This is a genomic window from Rhodovulum iodosum (genome assembly GCF_041020385.1).
GTDB classification, from domain to species: Bacteria; Pseudomonadota; Alphaproteobacteria; order Rhodobacterales; family Rhodobacteraceae; genus Rhodovulum; species Rhodovulum iodosum.
Map to the genome: position 1 here is coordinate 602,439 of NZ_JBEHHI010000003.1, position 22,115 is coordinate 624,553.

At 68.9% G+C, this 22,115-nt stretch carries 22 protein-coding genes; 7 read left to right on the plus strand and 15 right to left on the minus strand.

The window, feature by feature from the left end:
* Positions 1 to 254: 254 nt before the first annotated feature.
* The gene (gene lepA, locus Ga0609869_RS17040; RefSeq protein WP_125403682.1) at positions 255 to 2,057 is read right to left on the minus strand and encodes a translation elongation factor 4; all 1,803 of its coding nucleotides are present in this window, start codon (positions 2,055 to 2,057) and stop codon (positions 255 to 257) included.
* Between the two features lie 103 nt (positions 2,058 to 2,160).
* Between lepA and Ga0609869_RS17045 the strand changes: the two genes are divergently transcribed.
* A complete protein-coding gene (locus Ga0609869_RS17045) occupies positions 2,161 to 2,439 on the plus strand; it encodes an acylphosphatase (protein ID WP_125403683.1) in 279 nt (92 codons plus the stop codon).
* 187 nt (positions 2,440 to 2,626) lie between these two features.
* Here the strand turns inward: Ga0609869_RS17045 and Ga0609869_RS17050 are convergent, their stop codons facing one another.
* The 3 genes from Ga0609869_RS17050 to Ga0609869_RS17060 form a co-directional block, all read right to left on the minus strand.
* On the minus strand, positions 2,627 to 3,343 hold the full coding sequence (locus tag Ga0609869_RS17050; RefSeq protein WP_125403684.1) for an NYN domain-containing protein: 717 nt from the start codon (positions 3,341 to 3,343) through the stop codon (positions 2,627 to 2,629).
* Positions 3,344 to 3,418: 75 nt separating this feature from the next.
* On the minus strand, positions 3,419 to 4,531 hold the full coding sequence (locus tag Ga0609869_RS17055) for an S-(hydroxymethyl)glutathione dehydrogenase/class III alcohol dehydrogenase (protein WP_125403685.1): 1,113 nt from the start codon (positions 4,529 to 4,531) through the stop codon (positions 3,419 to 3,421).
* A gap of 73 nt (positions 4,532 to 4,604) precedes the next feature.
* Entirely contained in the window at positions 4,605 to 5,051 is a 447-nt protein-coding gene (locus Ga0609869_RS17060) for a c-type cytochrome (protein WP_170168764.1), read from the minus strand.
* A gap of 133 nt (positions 5,052 to 5,184) precedes the next feature.
* Between Ga0609869_RS17060 and Ga0609869_RS17065 the strand changes: the two genes are divergently transcribed.
* Both Ga0609869_RS17065 and Ga0609869_RS17070 read left to right on the plus strand, forming a co-directional pair.
* Positions 5,185 to 6,819 (plus strand): Y-family DNA polymerase, encoded by a 1,635-nt coding sequence (locus tag Ga0609869_RS17065; protein WP_369022880.1) that lies wholly within the window; start codon positions 5,185 to 5,187, stop codon positions 6,817 to 6,819.
* 245 nt (positions 6,820 to 7,064) lie between these two features.
* Entirely contained in the window at positions 7,065 to 7,415 is a 351-nt protein-coding gene (locus tag Ga0609869_RS17070) for a DUF2794 domain-containing protein (protein ID WP_125403011.1), read from the plus strand.
* Here Ga0609869_RS17070 and Ga0609869_RS17075 read toward each other — a convergent pair.
* The 3 genes from Ga0609869_RS17075 to Ga0609869_RS17085 all read right to left on the minus strand — a co-directional run bounded on the left by Ga0609869_RS17075 (position 7,405) and on the right by Ga0609869_RS17085 (position 10,085).
* Positions 7,405 to 8,247, minus strand: a complete 843-nt coding sequence (locus Ga0609869_RS17075) for a C40 family peptidase (protein WP_125403010.1) — start codon at positions 8,245 to 8,247, stop codon at positions 7,405 to 7,407. The genes Ga0609869_RS17070 and Ga0609869_RS17075 overlap by 11 nt on opposite strands.
* A 2-nt stretch (positions 8,248 to 8,249) precedes the next feature.
* Entirely contained in the window at positions 8,250 to 9,635 is a 1,386-nt protein-coding gene (locus tag Ga0609869_RS17080; protein ID WP_125403009.1) for a leucyl aminopeptidase family protein, read from the minus strand.
* A gap of 69 nt (positions 9,636 to 9,704) precedes the next feature.
* Positions 9,705 to 10,085: a hypothetical protein gene (locus tag Ga0609869_RS17085; RefSeq protein ID WP_125403008.1), complete on the minus strand. Its 381-nt coding sequence runs from the start codon at positions 10,083 to 10,085 to the stop codon at positions 9,705 to 9,707.
* 146 nt (positions 10,086 to 10,231) lie between these two features.
* Here Ga0609869_RS17085 and Ga0609869_RS17090 point away from each other — a divergent pair, with 146 nt between their 5' ends.
* Together Ga0609869_RS17090 and Ga0609869_RS17095 are read left to right on the plus strand one after the other, a co-directional pair.
* On the plus strand, positions 10,232 to 10,882 hold the full coding sequence (locus Ga0609869_RS17090) for a carbonic anhydrase (protein WP_125403007.1): 651 nt from the start codon (positions 10,232 to 10,234) through the stop codon (positions 10,880 to 10,882).
* Positions 10,883 to 11,016: 134 nt separating this feature from the next.
* Entirely contained in the window at positions 11,017 to 11,322 is a 306-nt protein-coding gene (locus Ga0609869_RS17095) for a hypothetical protein (protein ID WP_125403006.1), read from the plus strand.
* A gap of 31 nt (positions 11,323 to 11,353) precedes the next feature.
* Here the strand turns inward: Ga0609869_RS17095 and Ga0609869_RS17100 are convergent, their stop codons facing one another.
* The 4 genes from Ga0609869_RS17100 to trhO all read right to left on the minus strand — a co-directional run bounded on the left by Ga0609869_RS17100 (position 11,354) and on the right by trhO (position 16,335).
* On the minus strand, positions 11,354 to 12,970 hold the full coding sequence (locus tag Ga0609869_RS17100) for a DUF4139 domain-containing protein (protein WP_125403005.1): 1,617 nt from the start codon (positions 12,968 to 12,970) through the stop codon (positions 11,354 to 11,356).
* Between the two features lie 103 nt (positions 12,971 to 13,073).
* On the minus strand, positions 13,074 to 14,096 hold the full coding sequence (locus Ga0609869_RS17105) for an aspartate-semialdehyde dehydrogenase (protein WP_125403004.1): 1,023 nt from the start codon (positions 14,094 to 14,096) through the stop codon (positions 13,074 to 13,076).
* A 72-nt stretch (positions 14,097 to 14,168) separates the two neighbouring features.
* Positions 14,169 to 15,308 (minus strand): capsular polysaccharide export protein, LipB/KpsS family, encoded by a 1,140-nt coding sequence (locus Ga0609869_RS17110; RefSeq protein ID WP_125403003.1) that lies wholly within the window; start codon positions 15,306 to 15,308, stop codon positions 14,169 to 14,171.
* A gap of 118 nt (positions 15,309 to 15,426) precedes the next feature.
* Entirely contained in the window at positions 15,427 to 16,335 is a 909-nt protein-coding gene (gene trhO / locus Ga0609869_RS17115; protein WP_125403002.1) for an oxygen-dependent tRNA uridine(34) hydroxylase TrhO, read from the minus strand.
* Between the two features lie 104 nt (positions 16,336 to 16,439).
* Between trhO and pncA the strand changes: the two genes are divergently transcribed.
* A complete protein-coding gene (gene pncA / locus Ga0609869_RS17120; RefSeq protein WP_125403001.1) occupies positions 16,440 to 17,048 on the plus strand; it encodes a bifunctional nicotinamidase/pyrazinamidase in 609 nt (202 codons plus the stop codon).
* Between the two features lies 1 nt (position 17,049).
* Complete coding sequence (gene pncB / locus Ga0609869_RS17125; protein ID WP_125403000.1) at positions 17,050 to 18,342, plus strand: nicotinate phosphoribosyltransferase; 1,293 nt, start codon at positions 17,050 to 17,052, stop codon at positions 18,340 to 18,342.
* Positions 18,343 to 18,498: 156 nt separating this feature from the next.
* Here pncB and Ga0609869_RS17130 read toward each other — a convergent pair whose 3' ends face one another.
* From Ga0609869_RS17130 to Ga0609869_RS17145, 4 genes are all read right to left on the minus strand, one after another.
* Positions 18,499 to 19,485 carry a phosphotransferase enzyme family protein gene (locus tag Ga0609869_RS17130; protein WP_125402999.1) on the minus strand — a complete coding sequence of 329 codons (987 nt, stop codon included), beginning with the start codon at positions 19,483 to 19,485 and terminating at the stop codon, positions 18,499 to 18,501.
* Positions 19,482 to 20,765, minus strand: a complete 1,284-nt coding sequence (locus Ga0609869_RS17135) for an aspartate aminotransferase family protein (protein ID WP_125402998.1) — start codon at positions 20,763 to 20,765, stop codon at positions 19,482 to 19,484. The genes Ga0609869_RS17130 and Ga0609869_RS17135 overlap by 4 nt, the downstream gene beginning before the upstream one ends.
* Positions 20,762 to 21,184, minus strand: a complete 423-nt coding sequence (arfB, locus tag Ga0609869_RS17140; RefSeq protein WP_125402997.1) for an alternative ribosome rescue aminoacyl-tRNA hydrolase ArfB — start codon at positions 21,182 to 21,184, stop codon at positions 20,762 to 20,764. Before arfB ends, Ga0609869_RS17135 begins: the two co-directional genes overlap by 4 nt.
* Before the next feature lie 253 nt (positions 21,185 to 21,437).
* On the minus strand, positions 21,438 to 22,061 hold the full coding sequence (locus Ga0609869_RS17145) for a queuosine precursor transporter (RefSeq protein WP_125402996.1): 624 nt from the start codon (positions 22,059 to 22,061) through the stop codon (positions 21,438 to 21,440).
* Between the last annotated feature and the right edge of the window lie 54 nt (positions 22,062 to 22,115).

A 22,115-nucleotide genomic window follows, 5' to 3' on the forward strand; every position in this document is an offset into this window, starting at 1 on the left:
CGGTTAAAGAGGCGGAGCGCCGCCCCAGAACAACTACCGTGGAAAGAGTGCCCAAACCCGGGCGGGGTGACACTAGAGGTGAACCCCGGCGAAAGTAGACTCGCGCGGAAAAGCCAAGCAGATGGGCGGCCTTCGCCCGCCCATCTGCTTCGGTGCTCTTACATGTTCCCTGCCCTCGGCAGCGGCCTCGGGCGTTCGGCGCTGAAATCGCTCCACCGGAGCGATTTCACCCCGGCCAAAGCCGGGGTCGCCCCTCACCCATCCATCTTCAACGCATTGATGAACGCCGCCTGCGGGATCTCCACCTTCCCGAACTGGCGCATCTTCTTCTTACCCGCCTTCTGCTTTTCCAGCAGCTTCTTCTTCCGCGTGGCATCCCCGCCATAGCACTTGGCGGTCACGTCCTTCCTCAGTGCCGCCAGCGTTTCCCGCGCGATCACCCGGCCGCCGATGGCCGCCTGGATCGGGATCTTGAACATGTGGCGGGGGATCAGTTCCTTGAGCTTCTCGCACATCGCCCGGCCCCGCATTTCCGCCCGGTCGCGGTGCACCATGGTCGAGAGCGCGTCCACCGGTTCGTCATTCACCAGGATCTGCATCTTGACGAGGTAATCCTGCCGGTAGCCGATCATCTGGTAGTCGAAGCTGGCATAGCCCTTGGTCACCGATTTCAGGCGGTCGTAAAAATCGAACACCACCTCGTTCAGCGGCAGGTCGTAGACCACCATGGCGCGTGAGCCCGCATAGGTCAGGTCCAGCTGTTCGCCGCGCCGGTCCTGGCAGAGTTTCAGCACGTCGCCCAGGTATTCGTCGGGCACCAGGATCGTGGCCTTGATGCGCGGCTCTTCGATATGGTCGACATGGGTCAGGTCGGGCATGTCGGCGGGGTTGTGCAGCTCGACCATCGTGCCGTCGCGCATGTAGACGTTGTAGATCACCGACGGCGCGGTGGTGATCAGGTCGATCCCGTATTCGCGTTCCAGCCGGTCGCGGACGACCTCGAGATGCAAAAGCCCCAGGAACCCGCAGCGAAAGCCGAAGCCCAGCGCGGCGGAGGTTTCCATTTCGTAGGTGAAGCTCGCGTCGTTCAGCGCCAGTTTCTCGATGGCGTCGCGCAGGTCTTCGAAATCGTTGGTGTCGACGGGGAAGAGCCCGCAGAACACCACCGGCTGGCTGGGCTTGAAGCCCGGCAGCGGCGTCTCGCAGCCCTTTTTCTCGGTGGTGATCGTGTCGCCCACGCGGGTGTCGCGCACCTGCTTGATCGAGGCGGTCAGGAACCCGATCTCGCCCGGCCCCAGTTCCTTGATCTCCTGCATGGCGGGGCGGAAGACGCCGATCCGGTCCACCGGGTAGGTGCCCCCGGTTTTCATCATCTTGATCCGGTCGCCCTTTTTCATCACCCCGTCGATGATACGCACCAGCACGACGACGCCGAGATAGGGGTCGTAATAGCTGTCCACCAGCATCGCCTTGAGCGGCTTGCCGCGGTCGCCCTCATGCGGCGGCGGCAGGCGTTTGACGATGGCCTCCAGCACGTCGGGAATGCCGAGCCCGGTCTTGGCCGAGATCTGGAGCGCGTCGGAGGCGTCGATGCCGATCACGTCCTCGATCTGCTCGGCCACGCGCTCCGGCTCGGCGGCCGGAAGGTCGATCTTGTTCAGCACCGGTACGATCTCGTGATCGGCGTCGATGGCGGTGTAGACGTTGGCCAGCGTCTGCGCCTCGACCCCTTGCGTGGCGTCGACCACCAGCAGCGAGCCCTCGACGGCGCGCATCGAGCGGCTGACCTCGTAGGCGAAATCCACGTGGCCCGGCGTGTCGATCAGGTTCAGCACATAGGTGTGGCCGTCCTTGGCGGGATAGTCGATCCGCACGGTGTTGGCCTTGATGGTGATGCCCCGCTCGCGCTCGATATCCATCGCGTCGAGCAATTGCTCCTTCATGTCGCGCTCGGCCACGGTCCCGGTGAGCTGGATCAGCCGGTCGGCGAGGGTGGACTTCCCGTGGTCGATATGGGCCACGATGGAGAAATTGCGGATATATTTGAGCTCGGTCATGGCACAGCGATATGAGGCGCTTTCGGTGGCCGGTCAATGGGGCTTGCGCGGTTTGCCTGCCGCGGCGGCGCCACGGCGGGGCATAAAGGGAAAGGAGACACGGATGAGCGAGCGGATAGCGGTCCGCGTCAAGGTTACCGGACGGGTGCAGGGCGTGGGCTTTCGTGCCTGGACCGAGCGCGAGGCGCAGGCGCTCGGGCTGGACGGCTGGGTGCGCAACGAAACGGACGGCGCCGTGACGGCCCTGATCGCGGGCCCGCGGGACCGGGTGCAGCGGCTGGTCGACGCCCTGAACAGCGGGCCGCCCGGTGCGCGGGTCGAACACGTCGTCTCCGAACCCGCGCCCGATGACGCCGGCCCCGGCTTCCGGGTGGCCTTTTGACGGTCACACAGGATTTGGCCGCGCCGTCCGTCTCTGCCCTCAAGGCAGCGCCCGTCGCTGGTATATCCGGGGCGGGAATGTCGCGCGCACCGCGCCCTGGCCCTGGCGGGCGGTTCGCTTGCGGCGAGGGCGTTTTCCGGGCCCGGCAAAGTGGTTGATCGCCACGCCGCCGGCCGCCCCGATCACCCTAATCCAGCCGCCTGATCTGCAACTGGTTTGACACCCGGCGGGTTTCGAACCGCTTGAGCTCTTGCACGAGGTCCGAGAGCTTGCGCTTGCCATAGCTGCGGGTGTCGAAATCGGGGTTGTCGGCGGTGATGTACTGGCCGATCTGGCCCAGCGTGTACCACTCGTCCTCCTGGCTGATCTTGTCCATCGCGCGGATGATCAGTTCCGCCGCCTCCTTTGGCGGGCGCTTGGTCGCGGTCGGCACGGGATCGCCTTTTTGCGGCGTGGACGTCTCTTCCACCAGGTTCTCGATCAGCACGAACCGGTTGCAGACGTTGCGCAGGCTGACCGGCGCCTTGGCCTCGCCGATGCCGATCACGTCGAGCCCTTGCTCGCGGATGCGGCTGGCCAGCCGGGTGAAATCGCTGTCGGACGAGACCAGCACGAAGCCGTCGAACCGGCCCGAATGCAAGATGTCCATCGCGTCGATGACGAGACCGATGTCAGAGGCATTCTTGCCCTTGGTATTGGCGGTTTCCTGGTGGGCGACGAGGCCCAGCTCCATCACTTTTCCGGCCCAGGGGTTGAGCCGGGTCGATGACCAGTCGCCATAAACGCGTCTGAGTGCTGGCTCACCGAAAGAGGTGATCTCTTTCAGGATCGGCTCGGCATAGCGGGCGGGAATGTTGTCGGCGTCGATCAGGACGGCGAGGAGGGGCGGTTTCTTGTCGGGCATCTCTGCTTTCTCGTTCTTGGGGCGCGCCAAGAGGGCGCGCCCGGCTCTGGTCCTCACATGGGGCAGCGGGGCGGGTTAGTAAACCACCACCGCACGGATGCTTTCGCCCGCATGCATCAGATCGAACCCCTTGTTGATCTCGTCCAGCGTCAGGGTGTGGGTAATCATCGGGTCGATCTCGATCTTGCCCTGCATATACCAGTCGACGATCTTGGGCACGTCGGTTCGGCCGCGCGCGCCGCCGAAGGCGGTGCCTTTCCAGGTGCGCCCGGTCACCAGCTGGAAGGGGCGGGTGGCGATCTCGGCCCCGGCGGGGGCCACGCCGATGATGATGCTCTCGCCCCAGCCCTTGTGGGCGCATTCCAGCGCCGCGCGCATCACGCCCACATTGCCGGTGGCGTCGAAGGTGTAATCGGCGCCGCCCTTGGTAAGCTCTACCAGGTAGGGCACCAAATCGCCCTCCACCTCGGAGGGGTTCACGAAATCGGTCATGCCGAACCGTTCGGCAATTTCGCGTTTGCCGGGGTTGAGGTCGACGCCGACGATCTGGTCGGCCCCGATCAGCCTGAGCCCCTGGATGACATTGAGACCGATGCCGCCGAGACCGAAGACCACGGCGCGGCAGCCCGGTTCGGCCTTGGCGGTATTGATCACCGCGCCAACGCCGGTGGTCACGCCGCAGCCGATGTAGCAGACCTTGTCGAAGGGCGCGTCGGGCCGGATCTTCGCCAGCGCGATCTCGGGCAGGACCGTGTAGTTGGAAAAGGTCGACGTGCCCATGTAATGCAGGATCGGATCGCCATCGAGCGTGGTAAACCGCGAGGTGCCGTCGGGCATCACCCCCTGCCCCTGCGTCGAGCGGATCGACTGGCAGAGGTTGGTCTTGGGGTTCAGGCAGTATTCGCATTCCCGGCATTCGGGCGTGTAGAGCGGGATGACGTGGTCGCCCTTTTTCACGCTTGTGACGCCCGGGCCGGTATCGACCACCACGCCCGCGCCCTCATGCCCCAGGATCGCGGGAAACAGCCCCTCGGGGTCGGCGCCCGAGAGGGTGAATTCATCGGTATGGCAGATGCCGGTGGCCTTGATCTCGACCAGCACCTCGCCCTCGCGGGGGCCGTCGAGATCGACCTCGGTCACCTCCAGCGGCTTGCCGGCCTGCCAGGCCACGGCTGCACGGGTTCTCATGCGCTCTCCTCCCTGTTCACTGGGGCGAGAATGGGGCAAAGACCGGGACCGTGCAACGGTCGGGACGCGGGCGTCAATCCTTCGTGCGATAGTCGTCGTGGCACGACTTGCACGCGCTGCCGAGATCCATCAGCGAGGCCCTCAATGCGTCGGGCGTGCCGACATCCGCCGCCTCGGCCCGGGTCTGGAGCGTCTCGGCCTTGGCGGTGAAATCGTCGAAATCCTCCCAGATGGCGGGTTTGGCGGTCGATTCGGGGTCGTCGGCCTGCATCTCGAAAAGCGCCGGCACCTCGGTGGCTTGCTCGGCGATGGCGGCGCTGGCGGCGCTGGCCACGTCGGGGTCGAAGCCGCGCTCGCCCTTTGCCATCTCGCTGATGATCTTCATGTTCTTGCCGATCTTGTCCATCGCCTCCTGGCGCGCCTTGACCGTCGGGTCGGTGGCGTCGGCAGCCTGGGCCAGGGGTGCGGCCAGCGCGGCGGCCGCGATCAGCGCGGCGGGGAAGATACGGGTCATGGTCATTGGCATGTCCTCCTGTTGGGTGCGGGCAGGGTAGACCGGATGGGCCTCGGACAGGGGTCACATCGTCGTCAGCGCCTCGACTCGCGCCGCAGCGGCCTGCTATATGGAACATATAGTGAACATACAGGCCGCCATGCCCGCCCGCCGTATCCTGTCGCTGTGGTTTCCCCGCCTCGCCGCCGAGCGTCTTCAGCGCGCGGCGCGCGGACTGCCGCCCGGGCCGCTGGCGGTGCTGGCCGAGGAAAACGGCGCCGAGGTGATCGCCGCACTCTCGGCCGAGGCCGAGGCGGCGGGGCTTTACCCCGGCCAGCGGTTCAGGGATGCCTGCGCGATCTGCCCGGCGCTCGTCACCCGCATGGCCGACCCCGCCGCCGAGGCCGCCTTTCTGACCGGCCTCAGGCGCTGGGCGGCCAAGTTCTCGCCCTGGGTCGCCGAAGAGCCGCCCGATGCGCTGGTGATCGACATCACGGGCTGCGCGCATCTGTTCGGGGGCGAAGAGGCGCTGATGGCGCAGGTCCAGGAGGACTGCGCAGGCCTGGGGCTGAGCGTGCGGGCGGGGCTGGCCGATACCCGCGGCGCGGCCTGGGCGCTGGCGCGCTATGCCGGGCGGCGGGCCGCCCCCCACCGCAGCGGCGACGCCATCGCGCAAGAGGCCCGCGCGACCCGCGCCCGCGCCGCCCGCCGCCGGGGCGCACCGCCGCGGCCCGCCACCGGGCCCGCGGGCCGGATCGCGGCCCCGGGCCAGACCCGGCAGGCCCTCGCGCCCCTGCCGCTCGCCGCCCTGCGCCTGCCGGGCGAGACGGTGGCGGGGCTCGCGCGGCTCGGCCTGCACAGGGTCGAAGATATTCTGGGCATGCCCCGCGCGCCGCTGGCCCGGCGCTTCGGCCGGGCGGTGGTCGAACGGCTGGACCAGGCGCTCGGGGCCACGCCGGAACCCATCTCGCCCGCCGCCGCGCCCCTGCATTTCGCCGTGCGCCTCAGCCTGCCCGAACCGATCGGGCTGGAGACGGACATGCTGGCCGGGCTCGACCGTCTGCTCCCGGTGCTCTGCGCCCGGCTGCGCGACAAGGGGCGCGGCGCGCGGCGGGTGCAGCTTCAGGCCTGGCGCGCCGACCGCGGGGTGGAACGCGTCGAGGTGGGCCTGGCACGCCCCGCCGACACCCCCGACCCGATCCGGCCGCTTCTTGCTATGAAGCTTGGCGAGATCGACCCGGGTCCGGGCATCGACCGGCTGCGCGTCGAGGCGATGCAGACCGAGCCGCTGCACCCCCGCCAGCACGCCGGCCATGCGGCCGCGGCCGAGTCCGCCGCGGCGCGGCAGGCCGGCGATAGCGGGCTCGACGACCTGATCGGGCGGCTGGGCGCGCGGGTGGGGATGGACGCGATCCTGCGGCTCTACCCGGCCGAAAGCCACGTGCCCGAGAAAGGCTATCAGGTGCTTGCCGCCGCGTGGTCGGCCCCGTGCGAGCACTGGCCCGACCGCCATCTGCACCGGCCGCTTCTGCTCTGCCCGCCGGAACCGGTGGCCGCCCCCGACCGCCCCGCGCCGCCGACCGCCTTCCGCTGGCGCGGGCGCCGCTTTCACAGCCTCGGCGCCGCGGGCCCCGAACGCATCGCGCCGGAATGGTGGCTCGACGACCCGGCCTGGCGCTCGGGCGTGCGCGACTATTGGCGGGTGGACACCGAAGAGGGGCCGCGGCTGTGGCTTTACTACGCCCACGGGGCCGAGATGTCGTCGGGCTGGTTCTGCCAGGGGCAGTTCGCCTGAGACGGGACGCCAAGAAAATGCCCCGTGACGCAGGACGCGCCCGGGGCAGAGACAAGCGAAGGCTCCGATGCCGCGGCTGGGTGGGGGCTGTTAGTCCGCAGCACCGGAGTAGCGTCTTCGCTATGCCCCGTTGTCGCTGGCAAAACTGGCACATTCGCGGTCGGCGCGGGAAAATCCCGGGGTGATTTCCGGGCAAAAGCCGGGCAAGGCTTGATTTGCCCGGCCAAGGGCGGCACCTTTCGGCAATGACCGCGTTGCCGCCCACGCCCTTTCCCGGCCCCGCCCACCTGCCCGAGCAGGTCAGTTTCGACCGTGCCGAACTGGGCGCGATCCTCACGGTCTACGGGCGCATGGTCGCCGCCGGGGAATGGCGCGACTACGGCATTTCCTGCCTGCGCGAGGCCGCCGTCTTCTCGATCTTCCGCCGCACCGCCGAGCACCCGCTCTACCGCGTCGAGAAACGCCCCAAGCTGCGCCAGCGGCAGGGCATGTACACGGTGATCGGCATGGACGGCCGCATTCTGAAACGCGGGCACGACCTCAAGACCGTGCTGCGCGTGCTGGAAAAGAAACTGATCCGCCCGGTCACCGACTAGACGCCGGCGAGACCCGCTTGTGCGCCGTCGGCGGCCCCTCGCCCTGGGCCTCGATCCGGGCGATGGCCGCCGCGATATCCTCGTAGGCCACGGCCATGTGATAGGCATTGGCATGGATCATCCGCGTCTCGTCGACCGCCAGCGACACATGGCCCTTCCAGAACAGCAGATCGCCCCGCCGCGGACGCGTGCCCGGCGCCAGCGCCGCGCCGAGCGCGGCCTCCTGTAAATCGCTGTCGCCCGGGCAGGGCCGCCCGCAGGCCAGCCACGCCACCTGCACCAGCCCCGAACAGTCGATCCCCCAGGCCGAGTTGCCGGCCCAGAGATAGGGCACACCCAGAAACCGCTCGGCCAGCGCGACCGGGTCGTCCTCAGGCGCATCGAGCGGGCGCAGATGCGCGCGGGGCACGAACCAGCCCTCGGCGGTCTCGACGAACCGTTCGCCCTGCGCCACCACCCGCAGCCGGCTGCCGTAACTCAGCGCACAGATATCGACGCTCTTGATGTCGGGCGCCGGATAGGCGTGGGTCGCCAGGGCCGAGACCGAGTGGGTGGGCGCCCCCTCGGGCCCCAGCGCCCCGGCCTCGATATAGCCGACGAACCCGTCCCGCGCGGCGTATCCGAAGGCCCAGCCGTCATGCTCTTCCAGCAACTCGAACCCCTCGCCGTAAACCAGCTGACGCTCGCGCGCCCCGCCGGGCGCGCGCATCAGGTCGGCCAGCGGGCGGGCGATCCGGCGCGGCGCGGGCTGGACAAAGCGCGCGGCCTCTACCTGCCCACGCAGATGCGCCGCGGCGACCCGGCCGTTGGCGGGTGTCAGACGCCGATCCATGCTCAGAGCCCCAAAAGCCCCGGCAGCGCGTCGAGCAATGCGCGCGCACCCTGCCCGACGCCGCCCTTGGGCCGCGCCGGCGCATCTTTGGGCTGCCAGCCGTAGATATCGAAATGGATGTAGCGCGCCGCCCCGGCGAAGCGCCGCAAGAACAGCGCCGCGGTGATCGAGCCGGCAAAACCGCCCGCCGGCGCGTTGTCCAGATCAGCGATCCCCGGCTCGATCATCGCCTCGTAAGGCGCGTGAAAGGGCATCCGCCACACCGGGTCCGCCACCCGCGCGCCGGCTTCGGCCAACGCCGCGGCGGCCGCGTCGGCATCGGTGTAGAAGGGCGCGATGTCGGGCCCGACGGCCACCCGCGCCGCGCCGGTCAGCGTGGCCATCGACACGGTCAGGTCGCTGTCTTCCTCGGCGGCCAGCGCCAGCGCGTCGGCCAGGACCAACCGGCCCTCGGCATCGGTGTTGTTGACCTCCACGGTCAGCCCGTTGCGCGCGGTCAGGATGTCCTGCGGCCGGAACGAGGTCGAGGACACGCTGTTTTCCACCGCCGGCACCAGCACCCTCAGGCGCAAAGGCAGGCCCAGCGCCATGATTGTCTGTGCCAGCCCCAGCACGGTGGCCGACCCGCCCATGTCCTTTTTCATCAGCCCCATCGAACTGCCGGGCTTGAGGTTGAGACCGCCCGTATCGAAACACACGCCCTTGCCCACCAGCGTCAGCCGGGGCCCGGCGCTGCCCCAACGCATCTCCAGCAGGCGCGGCGGCTGGGGCCCGGCCCGGCCAACCGCGTGGATCAGGGGAAAGTTCTGCGCCAGCAGGTCGTCGCCGCGCACCGCGCTGGCCTCGGCCCCGAAGCGGCCCGCCAGTGCAAAGAACGCGTCCTCCAGCGCCGCGGGGCCCATATCGGCGGCGGGGGTGTTGATCAGGTCGCGCGTCAGCGCCTCGCCCGACGCAATCGCCTCGATCCGCGCGGCATCGAAGCCCTCGGGCGGCTGCAACCGTGCCGGGTCGCGCGGGTCGGGTTTGCGGTAGCGGTCGAACCGGTAGCCGGCCAGCAACCAGCCCAGCGCCTCTTCCTCCAGCGCCATGCCCTCGGGCCACTCGGCCAGACGGTACGCGCCCCCGGGCAGCCGCGCCGCCGCAGCCGCGAGGTGAAACCGGCCCCGGGTCCGCGCCGCGGCGCTGCCATAGCCCAGCGCCACCCCCGCCACGGCACCGCCCGGCCCCGGCATCGGCTGCGCCTCGCCCAGCCGCGCGCTAAATCCGGTTTCCGCCAGCCAGGCGGCTTGCGTTGCGGGCAGCCCGGCGCGCCAATCCTCCAGCTCGGCCTCCTCGATCACGAAAAGCGGGGTGGCGGGCAGGTCGGGGGCGGCAAAGCCGAGGGTCATCAGGCGCTCCGGGTTGGTTGCGAACGGCCCGGTCAAGGTAACGGGTTCCGCCCGGCCCGCAAGGCGCGATCAGCCGGCCCCCTCGTCCAGATGGCGCACCAGCGCGAGGCTGCGCGCCGCCACGCGGTCCAGCCGCTGCACTGTCGCGCAGATCGCGGTGTCGTCAGCCATCTCTGCCGCACCGGCCACGCCCCCGGCGGCCAGCGACACCCCGGTCAGCCCGACCGCCCCGGCCAGCCGCGCGACGCGCCGCGCGTGGCGCGCCAGCCCTGCGCGGTCACCCCGGTCCGCCGCCGCGCGCAGGGCGCCCAGATCCTGCCCCAGCAGCGGCAGCAGCGCAGCGATCATCTGCCCGGCGCGCGCCTCGCCCAGCGCCAGATACATCCCCGCGATCCGCTCGGGATCGAGCTTGAGCGGCTCTCTTGGCCGCAAGGCGACAAGCTGCGCCACGCGCACCCCCTGACCGACCGGCCCCCACCGCCGGCGGCGATCCTGCGCGGCGATGCTGAAGAAATGGTTCGCCGGTGCGCATAAAACCGCTCGAAAAGTGTGTGGATAGGTCCTAGACAGCCGATTGAGATCGAAAGGAGACGCCCATGCCGCAGGCCCGCCCCCTGCCCGGATACCTCGCCCAGCGCTATCACGGGTGGCGCGCAACCAGCTATGCCGAAAACAGAACCTGGCACCGCCGCCTGGCCGAAGAGGGCCAGAGACCGCGCGCCATGGTCGTGGCCTGCTGCGACAGCCGGGTAAACGTGATCTCGGTCTTCTCGGCGGAGGAGGGCGAGCTCTTCATCCATCGCAACATCGCCAATGTCGTGCCGCCCTACGCACCCGACGGCGACCACCACGGCACCTCGGCCGCGGTGGAATACGCGGTCAAGCATCTGAAGGTCGCGCATATCCTGGTCATGGGGCATTCCCAGTGCGGGGGCATCCGCGGCTGCCATGACATGTGCGCGGGCAAGGCGCCCGACCTTGAGGAAAAGACCAGCTTCATCGGCCGCTGGATGGACATCCTGCGCCCCAGCTACGAACGCCAGTCCGGCATCGAGGACGAGGCCGAGCGGCTGCGCGCGATGGAGAAAGACGGCCTTCTGGTATCGCTGGAAAACCTGATGAGCTTTCCCTTCGTGCGCGCGGCGGTCGAGGCGGAGGACCTGACGCTGCACGCGATCTGGAACGACCTTGGCGAAGGCACGCTGGAATATTACGATCAGCACACGGACCGGTTCGTCCTGGTCTGAGCAAGGCCGGGCCGCGGCGGCGGCGTGCCCCGCGGCTCGGGCATTGCGTCTCATTGCGCAACCGGCGCGCCGCGGTTAACGGTTTTCGCAGCGCCGGAAATCGGCGCCGGTCATAACCGAAAAGGAGGTGGACGTTGTTTCAGTTCCTCGCACTTTACCTGTTGCTCTCGCTGGCCGTGCTGATGGGCGCGGCCGAGGTCGAGCGCCGCGCGATCGTCGCCCGCAGGCTTGGGCCGAATGGCCGCGCCATGCTGCTGGCCCTCGCGGCGTCGGCGATCGCGGCGCTGGGCGTCACCGCCGCCACCGCCTATGAGTGGGGCTGGATCAACATGCTTCACGTGCTCGGAGGATTGATCGTCTATCACGGCGTGATGGGCATCTTCCTCGTCCACGGGCTGCAAGAGGTTTCGGCCCGGGCCGCGGGCCACGGCACATCCTGACGCGCCGGCACGCCGGCGACGGGAGCGGCCGCTAGCGCAGCACCTTGCCGTCGGGCCAGACGATGCGGTGCGACAGCGCGATCTCGCGCGTCTCGCCCGGAGCCAGTTCGACGCGCCAGGCCATCACCCCGCGCTTGCCGTCGATATCGGTCTCGGCGGGCGCTGGGTCGGCCTTCCAGGTGATTTCCAGGTCTTCCTGTTCGGAAAAGGGCACGCGGTCGATCACCCGCAGCGGCCAGGTCTCGCCGGTGAGGTTTTCCACCTCTATGCGCACCGCCTCGGTCTCTTCGTTCGATTTGCGGATCACGCCCCGGTCGCCCTCTTCGCGGTCCTCGACGGTGCGGGTCAGCCGCAGCCCCTCGATGGGGCCGAAGGCCAGCGCGGCCGTTCCGCCGGCCGGGATCAGCTCGAGGCTTTGCACACCTATATACCGGCCATCGAGGTAAAAGGCAGCCTCGGCGCCCGGCAGGATCAACTCGCCCGTGTCGTTGGTGATCTCGGCCATCAGATAGGCGGTGGCGTCCAGCATCGGCACGGCACGGGCGCTGATCTCGGCCGCGGTCGAAAGCGTGCCGAGCGCCAGCCGTACATTATCGGCGCCCGAGGCGATATCGACCGGGTCGGGATAGGCGTAGCGCACCGAAAGCCCGTCATACTCGGCCGTGGCCACGATCGGCGGCGCCGGCGCGGGCTCGGACAGGGCCATCTCGGCATCGGCCATGGGCGCCCCGGCCCCGACCGCATAGCGCTCTGCCGGGTCGCCGATGCGCCGCCGATCGGGCCACAGCTCGGCCGGGGCCACCTGGCCGCTGGGGCGCACGGTGGACAGGCTGAGCGTCGCGCCGACCCAGTTCTCGCCGGTCCACTGGGCGACGAGCGCGCCGCGCTCGATGGTCAGTTGCCCCGCGGTGCGGTCGAGCCGCAGATCGTAGACCGGCCGCCACTGCGCCGCCCCGACGGGATATTCGATGGTCACCACCCCCTCGGCCGCAGCCGGCGCGGACACCTCGACGCCCACCATCGCCCGCGCCTCGTCCTCGGGCACCAGCGCGTCGCGGGCCTGCCGGGCACGGGCCAACGCCTCTTCCAGAGGTTTCAGCGCACGCTGGGCATCGGCGGCGCGGCGCTCGGCCTCTTGCTGAGAACGCAGCGCCGACAGGGTTTCAACCCCGATCAGCGCGGTCATCTCGCGCAGGGCGGCCACCTCTACCTCGGCGAGGTCGGGCGCCTCGCGCAGGGCCTTAAGAAAGCTCAGCCGGGCGCGGGCGGCCTCGGCCTCTGCCCGGATCGCCTCGACCCCGGCGGCGGCCTCGCGCAGCGCCGCCTCGGCGCGCTCGACCTCGGCCTCGGCAGCCTCAAGCGCGGGGTCGGGCGCGTCGTCGCGCGGCGGCACGAAATCGTCGCGGGCGGTGACGCTACCCATCGTCGCCCCCGACACGGCCACACGGATCGCATCGATCGGCGTCGTTCGCGGCAGGTCGGCCAGCATCAGCCTGTGCTGGCCGGCGGGAATGGAAAACGGAACGCTGCGCGTCACCGTGGCCCCGTCGGGGTAAAGCGTGACGGCACTGACCGCGCTGGAAAGGGCAATGTCCTCGGCCCATAGGGCCGAGGGGACGAGCAACAGGGCTAGGGCAAGGGCACGCATGGGATTCGCTCCGGTTCAGCCGCGGCAGGGCCAGCCTGCGGCAGGGGCGGGAGCGCTGGCAAGCGAAAGAAGGGCCCGCGCCGCTGGCGGGCCCTGCCGCCCCTCAGCCCTTCTTCAGCACCTCGCGGCCCAACAGCTCGGCAATCTGCACCGCGTTCAGCGCCGCGCCCTTGCGCAGGTTGTCCGAGACGCACCACAGGTTCAGCCCGTTCTCGATGGTCGAATCCTGCCGGATGCGGCTGATGAAGGTGGCGAAATCGCCCACGCAGTCGACCGGCGTCACATAGCCGCCATCCTCGCGCTTATCCACCACCATGATGCCGGGGCTTTCGCGCAGGATGTCGCGCGCCTCGTCCTCGTCGAGGAATTCCTCGAACTCGATATTGATCGCCTCGGCATGACCGACGAAAACCGGCACCCGCACGCAGGTCGCGGTGAGCTTGATCGAGGCGTCGACGATCTTTTTCGTCTCGGCGACCATCTTCCATTCTTCCTTGGTCGAGCCATCGTCGAGGAAGACGTCGATATGCGGGATCACGTTGAACGCGATCTGCTTGGGGTAGACGCTGGGCTCGACCTCCTGGCCGGGCACGTACATGCCCTTGGTCTGGTTCCACAGCTCGTCCATCGCCTCTTTGCCCGAGCCCGAGACCGACTGGTAGGTCGAGACCACCACGCGCTTGATCGTGGCGCGGTCGTGCAGCGGCTTGAGCGCCACCACCATCTGCGCGGTCGAGCAGTTGGGGTTGGCGATGATGTTCTTCTTGGAATAGCCGTGGACCGCCTGCGGGTTCACTTCCGGTACGATCAGCGGCACGTCGCGGTCGTAGCGATAAAGCGACGAGTTGTCGATCACCACGCAGCCCGTCTTGGCGGCCTTGGGCGCATATTCCTTGGTCGGGCCAGAGCCGATGGCGAAAAGCGCGATATCCCAGCCCGTGAAATCGAAGGTGTCGAGATCCTGGGTTTTGATCGTCTTGTCGCCAAAGCTGCATTCGGTGCCCAGCGAACGGCGCGAGGCCAGCGCGGCGACCTCGTCAACCGGGAATTCCCGCTCGGCGAGGATGTTCAGCATTTCACGGCCCACATTGCCCGTGGCGCCGACGACGGCGACTCTATAGCCCATCAGGGTCTCCTTGCATCGCTAGGATTTGCCGCCGTGCCATAGCGGAAAGCGCGGCGACGTGAAAGGCCCACCTCAGCACGCGGAGCGCGCCTGGGCCAGTTTTCGGGCCACCGTGCCGGGGTCAAGCCGCGGCGCGCCGTCGGGGCCGGTCTCGACCCGCGGGTAATAGACCTGGTCGAGATAGCTCATGAAGGCGGCGCGCAGCGCCGGCTCGAACCCCAGCGCCTCGGGCGCGGCCAGCGCGGCGGCCAGCGCGTCGGGGCCGCCGACCGGGGTCGCCACACCCGGTATGGCGAAAAACGCCTCGCCCAGCACCAGCACGGGCTTGTCATGAAAAAACGCCTGCAGCCCGACCGAGGAATTGATCGTGATCACGCCCCGGCTGGCCGCGACCTGGGCGAAGGTGTCGGTTGCGTTGTCGATGACGATGGCCCCCTGCGCCCGTTCCCGGGCGGCGGCCAGCGCCGCGCCCATCGGGATGCGCGACGACGGGTGTTCCTTGATGCGCAGGTGCCAGCCCGCGGGCAGCGCGCGTGCCGCCTCGGCCAGTGCCGCGATCATCCCCTCGACCGAGCCCACCCAGCCGCCGAATCGGGTGATCTGGCTGTCATTGGGCACCTGCAGCGGTACGAAGAGAAAGCTGCCGGCACCCGCCAGCCCCGCCGCGTCGCCCTGCCCCACATCGCGCCGGCGCGCCGCTCGGGCCACCAGACCCGCGCCAAGGCCGCGCCAGTCCTCGCCCAGCCGGCCGGGCGCTTCTTCCGCCCAGGCGCGGTAGAAACCCGGCTCGCGCGGCAGGCTCGCCGCCGCGTTCACCCCCGCGGGGTCGAGCGTGATCCGCCCCGGAAACGGCGCCAGCTCCATGAAAAGCCGCGCCGCGCCGGCATCTTGCGCGCCCTCGATGAACACGCGGCGCGACCCGGTCATGCCGTTCCAGCAGACCGCCACATGGTCGGGATGGCGCGCGAAATAGCCCCGCGCCCAGGCGTATTGCCGGATCAGAAGCTGCCGTTTCAGCCAGCGCCCCAGCGCCCCCCGCGGCTGGCGCTTGGCCACCGCCAGCGCCGCCTCGGCCCGGGCCGCGGCCTCGGGGTAGCGCCCGAGGGAAAGCCCGATCACGGCCAGCCGCCGCCCGCCCTCGCCCGCCGCGCCGACGAGCGCGCGAAACAGCGCGTCCTTCTGGGGCTTCCAGCCCGCGAGATAGGCGATCATCGGCGGCTCCGTCTTCCCCGGCGCCACGCTAGTGCCCGCCCGGCCCCGCCGCAACCTGCCCCGCCCGCGACACCGCGCCGGTCTGCGCGGCCGGGGCCGCGGCGTGCGTTGCCTGCGCTCACCCGTCCGTGCCCAGATGCCGCCGACCGCGCGCGGCGGCTAGCCGCACCTGCCGCTGACGCTCGCGAAACCGCGCCTTTTGCGCCTCGGTCAGGTCCGCCGCGCAGCGATGGCAAGAGACGCCCTCCTCGTACCCCGGCCGCGCGCGGTCCTCGGGCGAAAGCGGCCGCCGGCAGCCATGGCACAGCAGATGCGGCCCCTCGGCCAGCCCGTGACCAACCGACACACGACCATCGAAAACGAAACAGGCCCCCTGCCAGAGGCTGTCGGCCTCGGGCACCTCTTCGAGGTACTTCAGAATACCGCCCTTGAGGTGGTAAACCTCCGCCATTCCCTGCCCCAGCAGGTAATTCGTCGACTTCTCGCAGCGAATGCCGCCGGTACAGAACATGGCGATTCGCTTGTTGTGGAAGCGGTGGCGATTGGCCTCCCACCACGCGGGAAAGGCGCGAAAGCTGTCGGTGCCGGGGTCGATCGCGCCCTCGAACGTGCCGATGGCCACCTCGTAGGCGTTGCGCGTGTCGATCACCGCGACATCCGGCGCGGAAATCAGCGTGTTCCAGTCGCGCGGCTCGACGTAGTGGCCCACCCGCGCGCGCGGGTCGATATCGGGCTGGCCCATGGTGACGATCTCGCGCTTGAGACGCACCTTGATCCGGCCAAAGGGCATCTCGGCGGCATGGCTTTCCTTCCATTCCAGCGCGTTACAGCCCGGCAGGGCCCGCAGATGCGCCAGCACCGCGTCGATCCCCGCGCGCGGCCCCGCGATCGTGCCATTGACCCCCTCGCCGGCCAGCAGCAGCGAGCCCTTGACGCCGCCCGCCGCACAGACGGCGCGCAGCGGCGCGACCAGCGCGGCGGGATCGTCGAGACGTGTGAAATGGTAAAGCGCGGCTATCGTGACCATGCCCGCCCTCATAGCCCCGCCCGCCCGCCTGCGGCAAGGGCGGGGCATTGACGGATCGGGGGCGGCCACTTACCCACGAACAGGACCCATCGGAGGACAGGCCCATGCGACCCGCGAACGAAGCCCTGATCGTCGTCGACGTGCAAAACGATTTCTGCCCCGGCGGCGCGCTGGCCGTGCCCGGCGGCGACGAGATCGTGCCGCGGGTCAACGCGTTGATGGACGAGTTCCAGGTCGTTGTGCTGACGCAGGACTGGCACCCGGCAAACCATTCCTCTTTCGCCTCCAACCACGAGGGGAAGAAACCCTACGAAGTGATCGACATGCCCTATGGCGCCCAGATCCTCTGGCCCGACCATTGCGTGCAGGACACCTACGGCGCCGCCTTTCACCGCGACCTCGCGGTCGGCAAGGCGCAGTTCGTGGTGCGCAAGGGCTTTCGCCCCGAGATCGACAGCTATTCGGCCTTCTTCGAGAACGACCATGAGACCGAAACCGAGCTCGACACCTGGCTCAGCGCCCGCGGCGTCGACCACGTCACCATCGCCGGCCTCGCCTGGGATTTCTGCGTGCAGTATTCGGCTCTAGACGCCGCCAAGCTGGGCTACGCGGTGACCGTGCTCGAAGGCGCCTGCCGGGCGATCGACCTCGACGGCTCGTCCGAGGACGCCCGCGCCGCGCTGCTGGACGCGAACGTGGTGCTGGAGCCCTGACATGGTGGATATCGCCACCCGGGTCTATAACCACAAGTGGAAGATCGACCCGATCGTGCGGTCGCTGATCGACACCGATTTCTACAAGCTCCTGATGTGCCAATCGGTGTTCCGCAACAAGCGCGACACGCATGTCAGCTTTTCGCTGATCAACCGCAGCACCGAAATCCCGCTTGCCGAGCTGATCGACGAGGGCGAGCTGCGCGAGCAGCTCGACCATATCCGAACGCTCAGTCTGACCCGCGGCGAAAGCACCTGGCTCAGGGGCAACACCTTTTACGGCAAGCGGCAGATGTTCCGCTCGGACTTCATGGAATGGTTCGAAAACCTGCGCCTTCCGCCCTATTACCTGGAAAAGCGCGACGGCCAGTACGAGCTGACCTTCGAAGGCCGCTGGCCCGAGGTGATGCTGTGGGAAATCCCCGCGCTCGCGGTGCTGATGGAGCTGCGCTCGCGCGCGGTGCTTGAGACCATGGGCAAGTTCGAGCTGCAGGTGCTCTACGCCCGCGCGATGACCAAGCTGTGGGAAAAGATCGAGCGGCTGCGCGACCTCGACCGGCTGCGCGTCGCTGATTTCGGCACCCGCCGGCGCCATTCCTTCCTCTGGCAGGACTGGTGCGTGCAGGCCATGTTCGAAGGGCTGGGCGAAAAATTCGTCGGCACCTCGAACTGCCTGATCGCCAAGAACCGCGACCTCGAGGCGATCGGCACCAACGCTCACGAGTTGCCGATGGTCTACGCCGCGCTGGCCGAAACCGACGCAGAGCTGCGCAAGGCGCCCTACAGGGTGCTGGCCGACTGGCACGAGGAACACGAGGGCAACCTGCGCATCATCCTGCCCGACACGTACGGCACCGAGGGGTTCTTGGAAAACGCGCCCGACTGGCTGGCCGGCTGGACCGGCATCCGCATCGATTCCGGCGACCCGGCGACCGGCGCCGAAACGGCGATCCGCTGGTGGAAATCTCGCGGCGAGGACCCGCGCAAGAAGCTGATCATCTTCTCCGACGGGCTGGACGCGGACAAGATCAGCGACCTGCACCGGCAATTCGACGGCCGCGCCAAGATCAGCTTCGGCTGGGGCACGCTGCTCACCAACGATTTCCGCGGCCTTGTGTCAGACGACCGCCTGGCGCCTTTCTCGCTGGTCTGCAAGGCGGTCAGCGCCAACGGCCGGCCAACGGTGAAACTCTCGGACAACCCCAACAAGGCAATGGGCCCCGCCGGCGAGATCGCGCGCTACAAGCGCGTCTTCGGCGTGGGCGAGCAGGAGGCGCTGGAGGTCGTGGTCTGACCGCCCCTGCCCGGCCTTGCGCGCCTTTCGATCGCCCGCCATGGGTATTTGGACCAAGAAGAAGGGCAAAGGCGTGCCCCTGGCTTCTTCTTGGTCCAAATACCCAACTCCACAACGCCGCCGCCGGCGCGACGCCGCGGGCCGTGCATGATCGGCTCAGCCGATATGGAAGAGCGGCTGGCCCGCCATCACGGCATGCGCGGTGCGCAGCGCGCGGTTGAGATAGGCACGGACCTGCGGGTCGTCGGAGGCGCGGCGCGGGATCGTCCAGCCCACCGAGGCCAGCGTGCGGAGCATGACGAAGACCGGCAGGATGGCGTGGTCGTCGCGGGTCAGCGGGCGCAGCGTGGCGTAGCCCTCGACAAGGCCGGTCGCGATCGCGTCGAGCGCGGGTTCCTCGAGATTCTGGCTGAGCGCGGTGCCGAGATCGTAGAGGCGGAAGCCGAAGCCGCAATCGTCGAAATCGATCAGGCGCGCGTGGTGTCCGTCGAAGAGGATGTTCTCGCGCAGCAGGTCGGCGTGGATCAGGCCCTGATCGGCGCCTCCGGCGGCGTAATCGGAAAGCCGCGCGCGGGCGAAATCGCGCGCCTCGGCCAGCAGCGCCGCCTCCGCGCCGCTGGCTGCGGGGTGTTCCCAGAACCGGCCCCAGAACGGCGTCGTGCCGAGCAACCCCTCGATATCCCAGTGCGGCCTGTGGAAATCGGCCGGCAGCCGCAGCCGGTCGGCGGCGACATGCATCGCGGCCACGGCGTGCCCGACACTGGCGTAGAGGCGCATCTGCGACTCGGGCGTGCCCTCCAGTGGCACACCGCCCGCGCCCACCGGCCGCCCCTCGACCCAGCCGATCAGCGAGGCGATCCGCCCGTCGGCGTTGCGGGCGAGAAGCGCGCCATCGGCGGCGCGTTCGGGGCGCGGCACGGCCAGCCCCGCCTCGGCCAGCGCTTCGAGCCACCAAAGTTCGGACCGGATCGCGTCTTCGGTCTGGTAGCCGCGGCGGTGGACACGCAGCGCGCCGCGCCGCGCCTCGGGCAGGGCCACCTCGAAGACGGCGTTCTCGCGGTGGCTGATCAGGACCGGCGCGTCGCAGCCGGGCCAATGGGTGGCGGCCTCTCGGGCGGCGGCCAGCGCTTCTTGCGGGGTCATGGGGTTATCTCGGTTTCGGCCAGCGCCTCGGCCAGCCGGTCGATGAGGAAATCGGTGTTGTCGCGGGAAAACGGCATCGGCGGGCGGATTTTCAGAATATTCATCGCGCGCCCGATCCGGCCCATAAGCACGCCCTTGGCGCGCACCGCCTCGACGAGGCGCGCGGTGAAATCGGTGGCAGGTGTCATCGCCTCGTCGGTGACGAACTCGGCCCCGAAGAACAGACCCTGCCCGCGGACCTCGGCGAGGAAGGGATGGTCGAGCGCGCGCAGGCGCTCCTTCGCGTAGGCGCCGGTGGTGCGGGCGTTGTCCTGCAACCCGTCGGCCTCGAGCGCCTCGAGCGTGGCCAGTGCCGCCGCGGCCGAGACAGGGTTGCCGCCGAAGGTGTTGAAATAACCGAAGGCGGTGCGAAAGGCCGCCATCAGATCGGGCCGGGTGACCAGAGCGGCCACCGGGTGACCGTTGGCCATCGGTTTGCCCAGCGTCACCACGTCGGGGGCCACGCCCAGCCACTCGTACCCCCAGAAATGGCTGCCCAGCCGGCCAAAGCCCGGCTGCACCTCGTCGGCCAGCAAAAGGCCACCGGCGCGGCGGATCACCTCGACCGCGGGGTCGAGAAACCCCGGCGCGGTGACCGGAAAGCCCTCATTGGCGAAAAACGGGCAGAACATGAACCCGGCAAGGCCATGGCCGGCCGCCTGCAATTCGTCGACGGCGCGCGCGACATTTTCGGCAAAGGCGGCGGGCTGGGCCGCAAGGCTGCCGCCAAGCGGGCGCAGGCTGTCGGGCGCCGGAACCAGACGCACATGGGACGGGTAGCCGCCGATCGGCGGACGCCGGGTGGACAGTTGGCTGACCGCCGACGTGTTGCCGTGATAGGTGTTGTCGGTGGCGATGATCCCGGTCTTGCCCGTCGCCGCCTGCGCCACGCGCAGGGCAATGTCATTGGCCTCGGACCCGGTGCAGACCATGATCGCCTGGCTCAGGTCGTGGCCCATGGTCGCCGTCAGCCGCTCGATGTAATCCAGAACGGCCTCGTGCAGATAGCGGGTGTGGGTGTTCAGCGTACCCACCTCGGCGGCGATGGCGGCGGCCACCCAGGGGTGGCAGTGGCCCACATGGGGCACGTTGTTGTAGGCGTCGAGATAGATGCGGCCCTCGATATCCCACAGCCATACGCCGTGGCCGCGCACGATATGCACCGGGTCGTCGTAAAAGGTGGGCACGTTGGGGCCCATCAGCCGTTCGCGCCGGGCCAGAAGCGCAGCTTTACCGGTCATTCCCAGCCCTCCACCCGGCCGCGCATCGCCTTGACCTCGCCGCGTTCCTTCTTGGCCTTGAGCCGGCGTTTCTTGGCCCCGAGCGTGGGTTTGGTGGGCACACGGCGCTTGGGCCGCTTGGCCGCCTCTTGGATCAGCGCAACCAGCCGCTCGCGCGCGATCTCGCGGTTGCGGGCCTGGCTGCGGGTCTCGTCGACCTGCAACAGCACCGCGCCGTCCTTGGTCCAGCGCCGGCCGGCCAGCCGCCTCAGCCGCGCCTTGACCGCGCCCGGCAGGTTGGGCGACCGATCGGCCTCGAATCGCAGATCGACCGCGGTCGACACCTTGTTGACGTTCTGCCCGCCCGGACCGGAGGCGCGCGAGAACACCTCGGTGATCTCCCAGTCCTCGATCTCTATCTGGTCGGTGACGTGTAGCATGGGGCACAGCCTATACCCACGCGGGCAAACGAGAAAGGGCCGCCACGCGGGCGACCCTTCCGAGGTCTGGGAGATGGGCCGGTTAGAGTCGGGCCCAATCAGGGGTTTCACGCCCTTGGGGCTGCCCTCAGGCGGTGACCCCCCTGACTGTTCCGACACCTCTCTCCAACATCGCTCTAGACACTGGACCACCTCCTTTCAGTTGCTTCCGTTGATCTGAGAGTGACACAGATTTTGTGTCTGTCAAAAGAAATCACGCAACACGTGCCATCAGCCGACCAACAATCAGGCGAAATGGCACCAGGGCGACCAAGGCGAGGGCAAGTTTGACACCCCAATCGGCCAAAGCCAGCGACATCCAGAGCGGCGCAACCGGCCCCACACCCAGAAGCGGCAGCGCCTCGTTGGCCCAGGCCACGTCGTTGCCGGGCTCGAGAACGGCCAGCCATGACGAAAACGCGATGGTAAAGAACAGCACCGTATCGACCGACGATCCGATCAGGGTCGAGGTCAGCGGCGCGCGCCACCAGCGGCCCTCGCGCAGCCGGTCGAACACCGCCACGTCCAGCAGTTGCGCGGTGAGAAAGGCCAGACCAGAGCCCAGCGCGATGCGCAGCGTGACCAGCGGGCCGAACTCGCCCTGGATCTGGGTGCCGACGAACGAACACGCGATCCCCACGACGAAGCCGGCCAAAACCACCTTGCGCGCCTGCGCGGGCCCGTAGACGCGGTTCATCACGTCGGTGACCAGGAAGGCCAGCGGGTAGGTGAAGGCGCCCCAGGTCAGCCATTGGCCGAACAGGAACTGCACGAGGATATTCGACGCCACCACGATGGCGGCCATGGCAAGGATGCCGGGCAAAAGCGTGCGATACATGGGTATGATCCGTTTTTACAAGGTGGCGGAGACTTGGCCCGCACCGTGCGGGCA

Bases quoted from the DNA above. Each gene is read 5' to 3' on its own strand.
- lepA (WP_125403682.1), bottom strand. From the start codon at position 2,057: ATGACCGAGCTCAAATATATCCGCAATTTCTCCATCGTGGCCCATATC.
- Ga0609869_RS17045 (WP_125403683.1), top strand. From the start codon at position 2,161: ATGAGCGAGCGGATAGCGGTCCGCGTCAAGGTTACCGGACGGGTGCAG.
- Ga0609869_RS17050 (WP_125403684.1), bottom strand. From the start codon at position 3,343: ATGCCCGACAAGAAACCGCCCCTCCTCGCCGTCCTGATCGACGCCGAC.
- Ga0609869_RS17055 (WP_125403685.1), bottom strand. From the start codon at position 4,531: ATGAGAACCCGTGCAGCCGTGGCCTGGCAGGCCGGCAAGCCGCTGGAG.
- Ga0609869_RS17060 (WP_170168764.1), bottom strand. From the start codon at position 5,051: ATGACCATGACCCGTATCTTCCCCGCCGCGCTGATCGCGGCCGCCGCG.
- Ga0609869_RS17065 (WP_369022880.1), top strand. From the start codon at position 5,185: ATGCCCGCCCGCCGTATCCTGTCGCTGTGGTTTCCCCGCCTCGCCGCC.
- Ga0609869_RS17070 (WP_125403011.1), top strand. From the start codon at position 7,065: ATGACCGCGTTGCCGCCCACGCCCTTTCCCGGCCCCGCCCACCTGCCC.
- Ga0609869_RS17075 (WP_125403010.1), bottom strand. From the start codon at position 8,247: ATGGATCGGCGTCTGACACCCGCCAACGGCCGGGTCGCCGCGGCGCAT.
- Ga0609869_RS17080 (WP_125403009.1), bottom strand. From the start codon at position 9,635: ATGACCCTCGGCTTTGCCGCCCCCGACCTGCCCGCCACCCCGCTTTTC.
- Ga0609869_RS17090 (WP_125403007.1), top strand. From the start codon at position 10,232: ATGCCGCAGGCCCGCCCCCTGCCCGGATACCTCGCCCAGCGCTATCAC.
- Ga0609869_RS17100 (WP_125403005.1), bottom strand. From the start codon at position 12,970: ATGCGTGCCCTTGCCCTAGCCCTGTTGCTCGTCCCCTCGGCCCTATGG.
- Ga0609869_RS17105 (WP_125403004.1), bottom strand. From the start codon at position 14,096: ATGGGCTATAGAGTCGCCGTCGTCGGCGCCACGGGCAATGTGGGCCGT.
- Ga0609869_RS17110 (WP_125403003.1), bottom strand. From the start codon at position 15,308: ATGATCGCCTATCTCGCGGGCTGGAAGCCCCAGAAGGACGCGCTGTTT.
- trhO (WP_125403002.1), bottom strand. From the start codon at position 16,335: ATGGTCACGATAGCCGCGCTTTACCATTTCACACGTCTCGACGATCCC.
- pncA (WP_125403001.1), top strand. From the start codon at position 16,440: ATGCGACCCGCGAACGAAGCCCTGATCGTCGTCGACGTGCAAAACGAT.
- pncB (WP_125403000.1), top strand. From the start codon at position 17,050: ATGGTGGATATCGCCACCCGGGTCTATAACCACAAGTGGAAGATCGAC.
- Ga0609869_RS17130 (WP_125402999.1), bottom strand. From the start codon at position 19,485: ATGACCCCGCAAGAAGCGCTGGCCGCCGCCCGAGAGGCCGCCACCCAT.
- Ga0609869_RS17135 (WP_125402998.1), bottom strand. From the start codon at position 20,765: ATGACCGGTAAAGCTGCGCTTCTGGCCCGGCGCGAACGGCTGATGGGC.
- arfB (WP_125402997.1), bottom strand. From the start codon at position 21,184: ATGCTACACGTCACCGACCAGATAGAGATCGAGGACTGGGAGATCACC.
- Ga0609869_RS17145 (WP_125402996.1), bottom strand. From the start codon at position 22,061: ATGTATCGCACGCTTTTGCCCGGCATCCTTGCCATGGCCGCCATCGTG.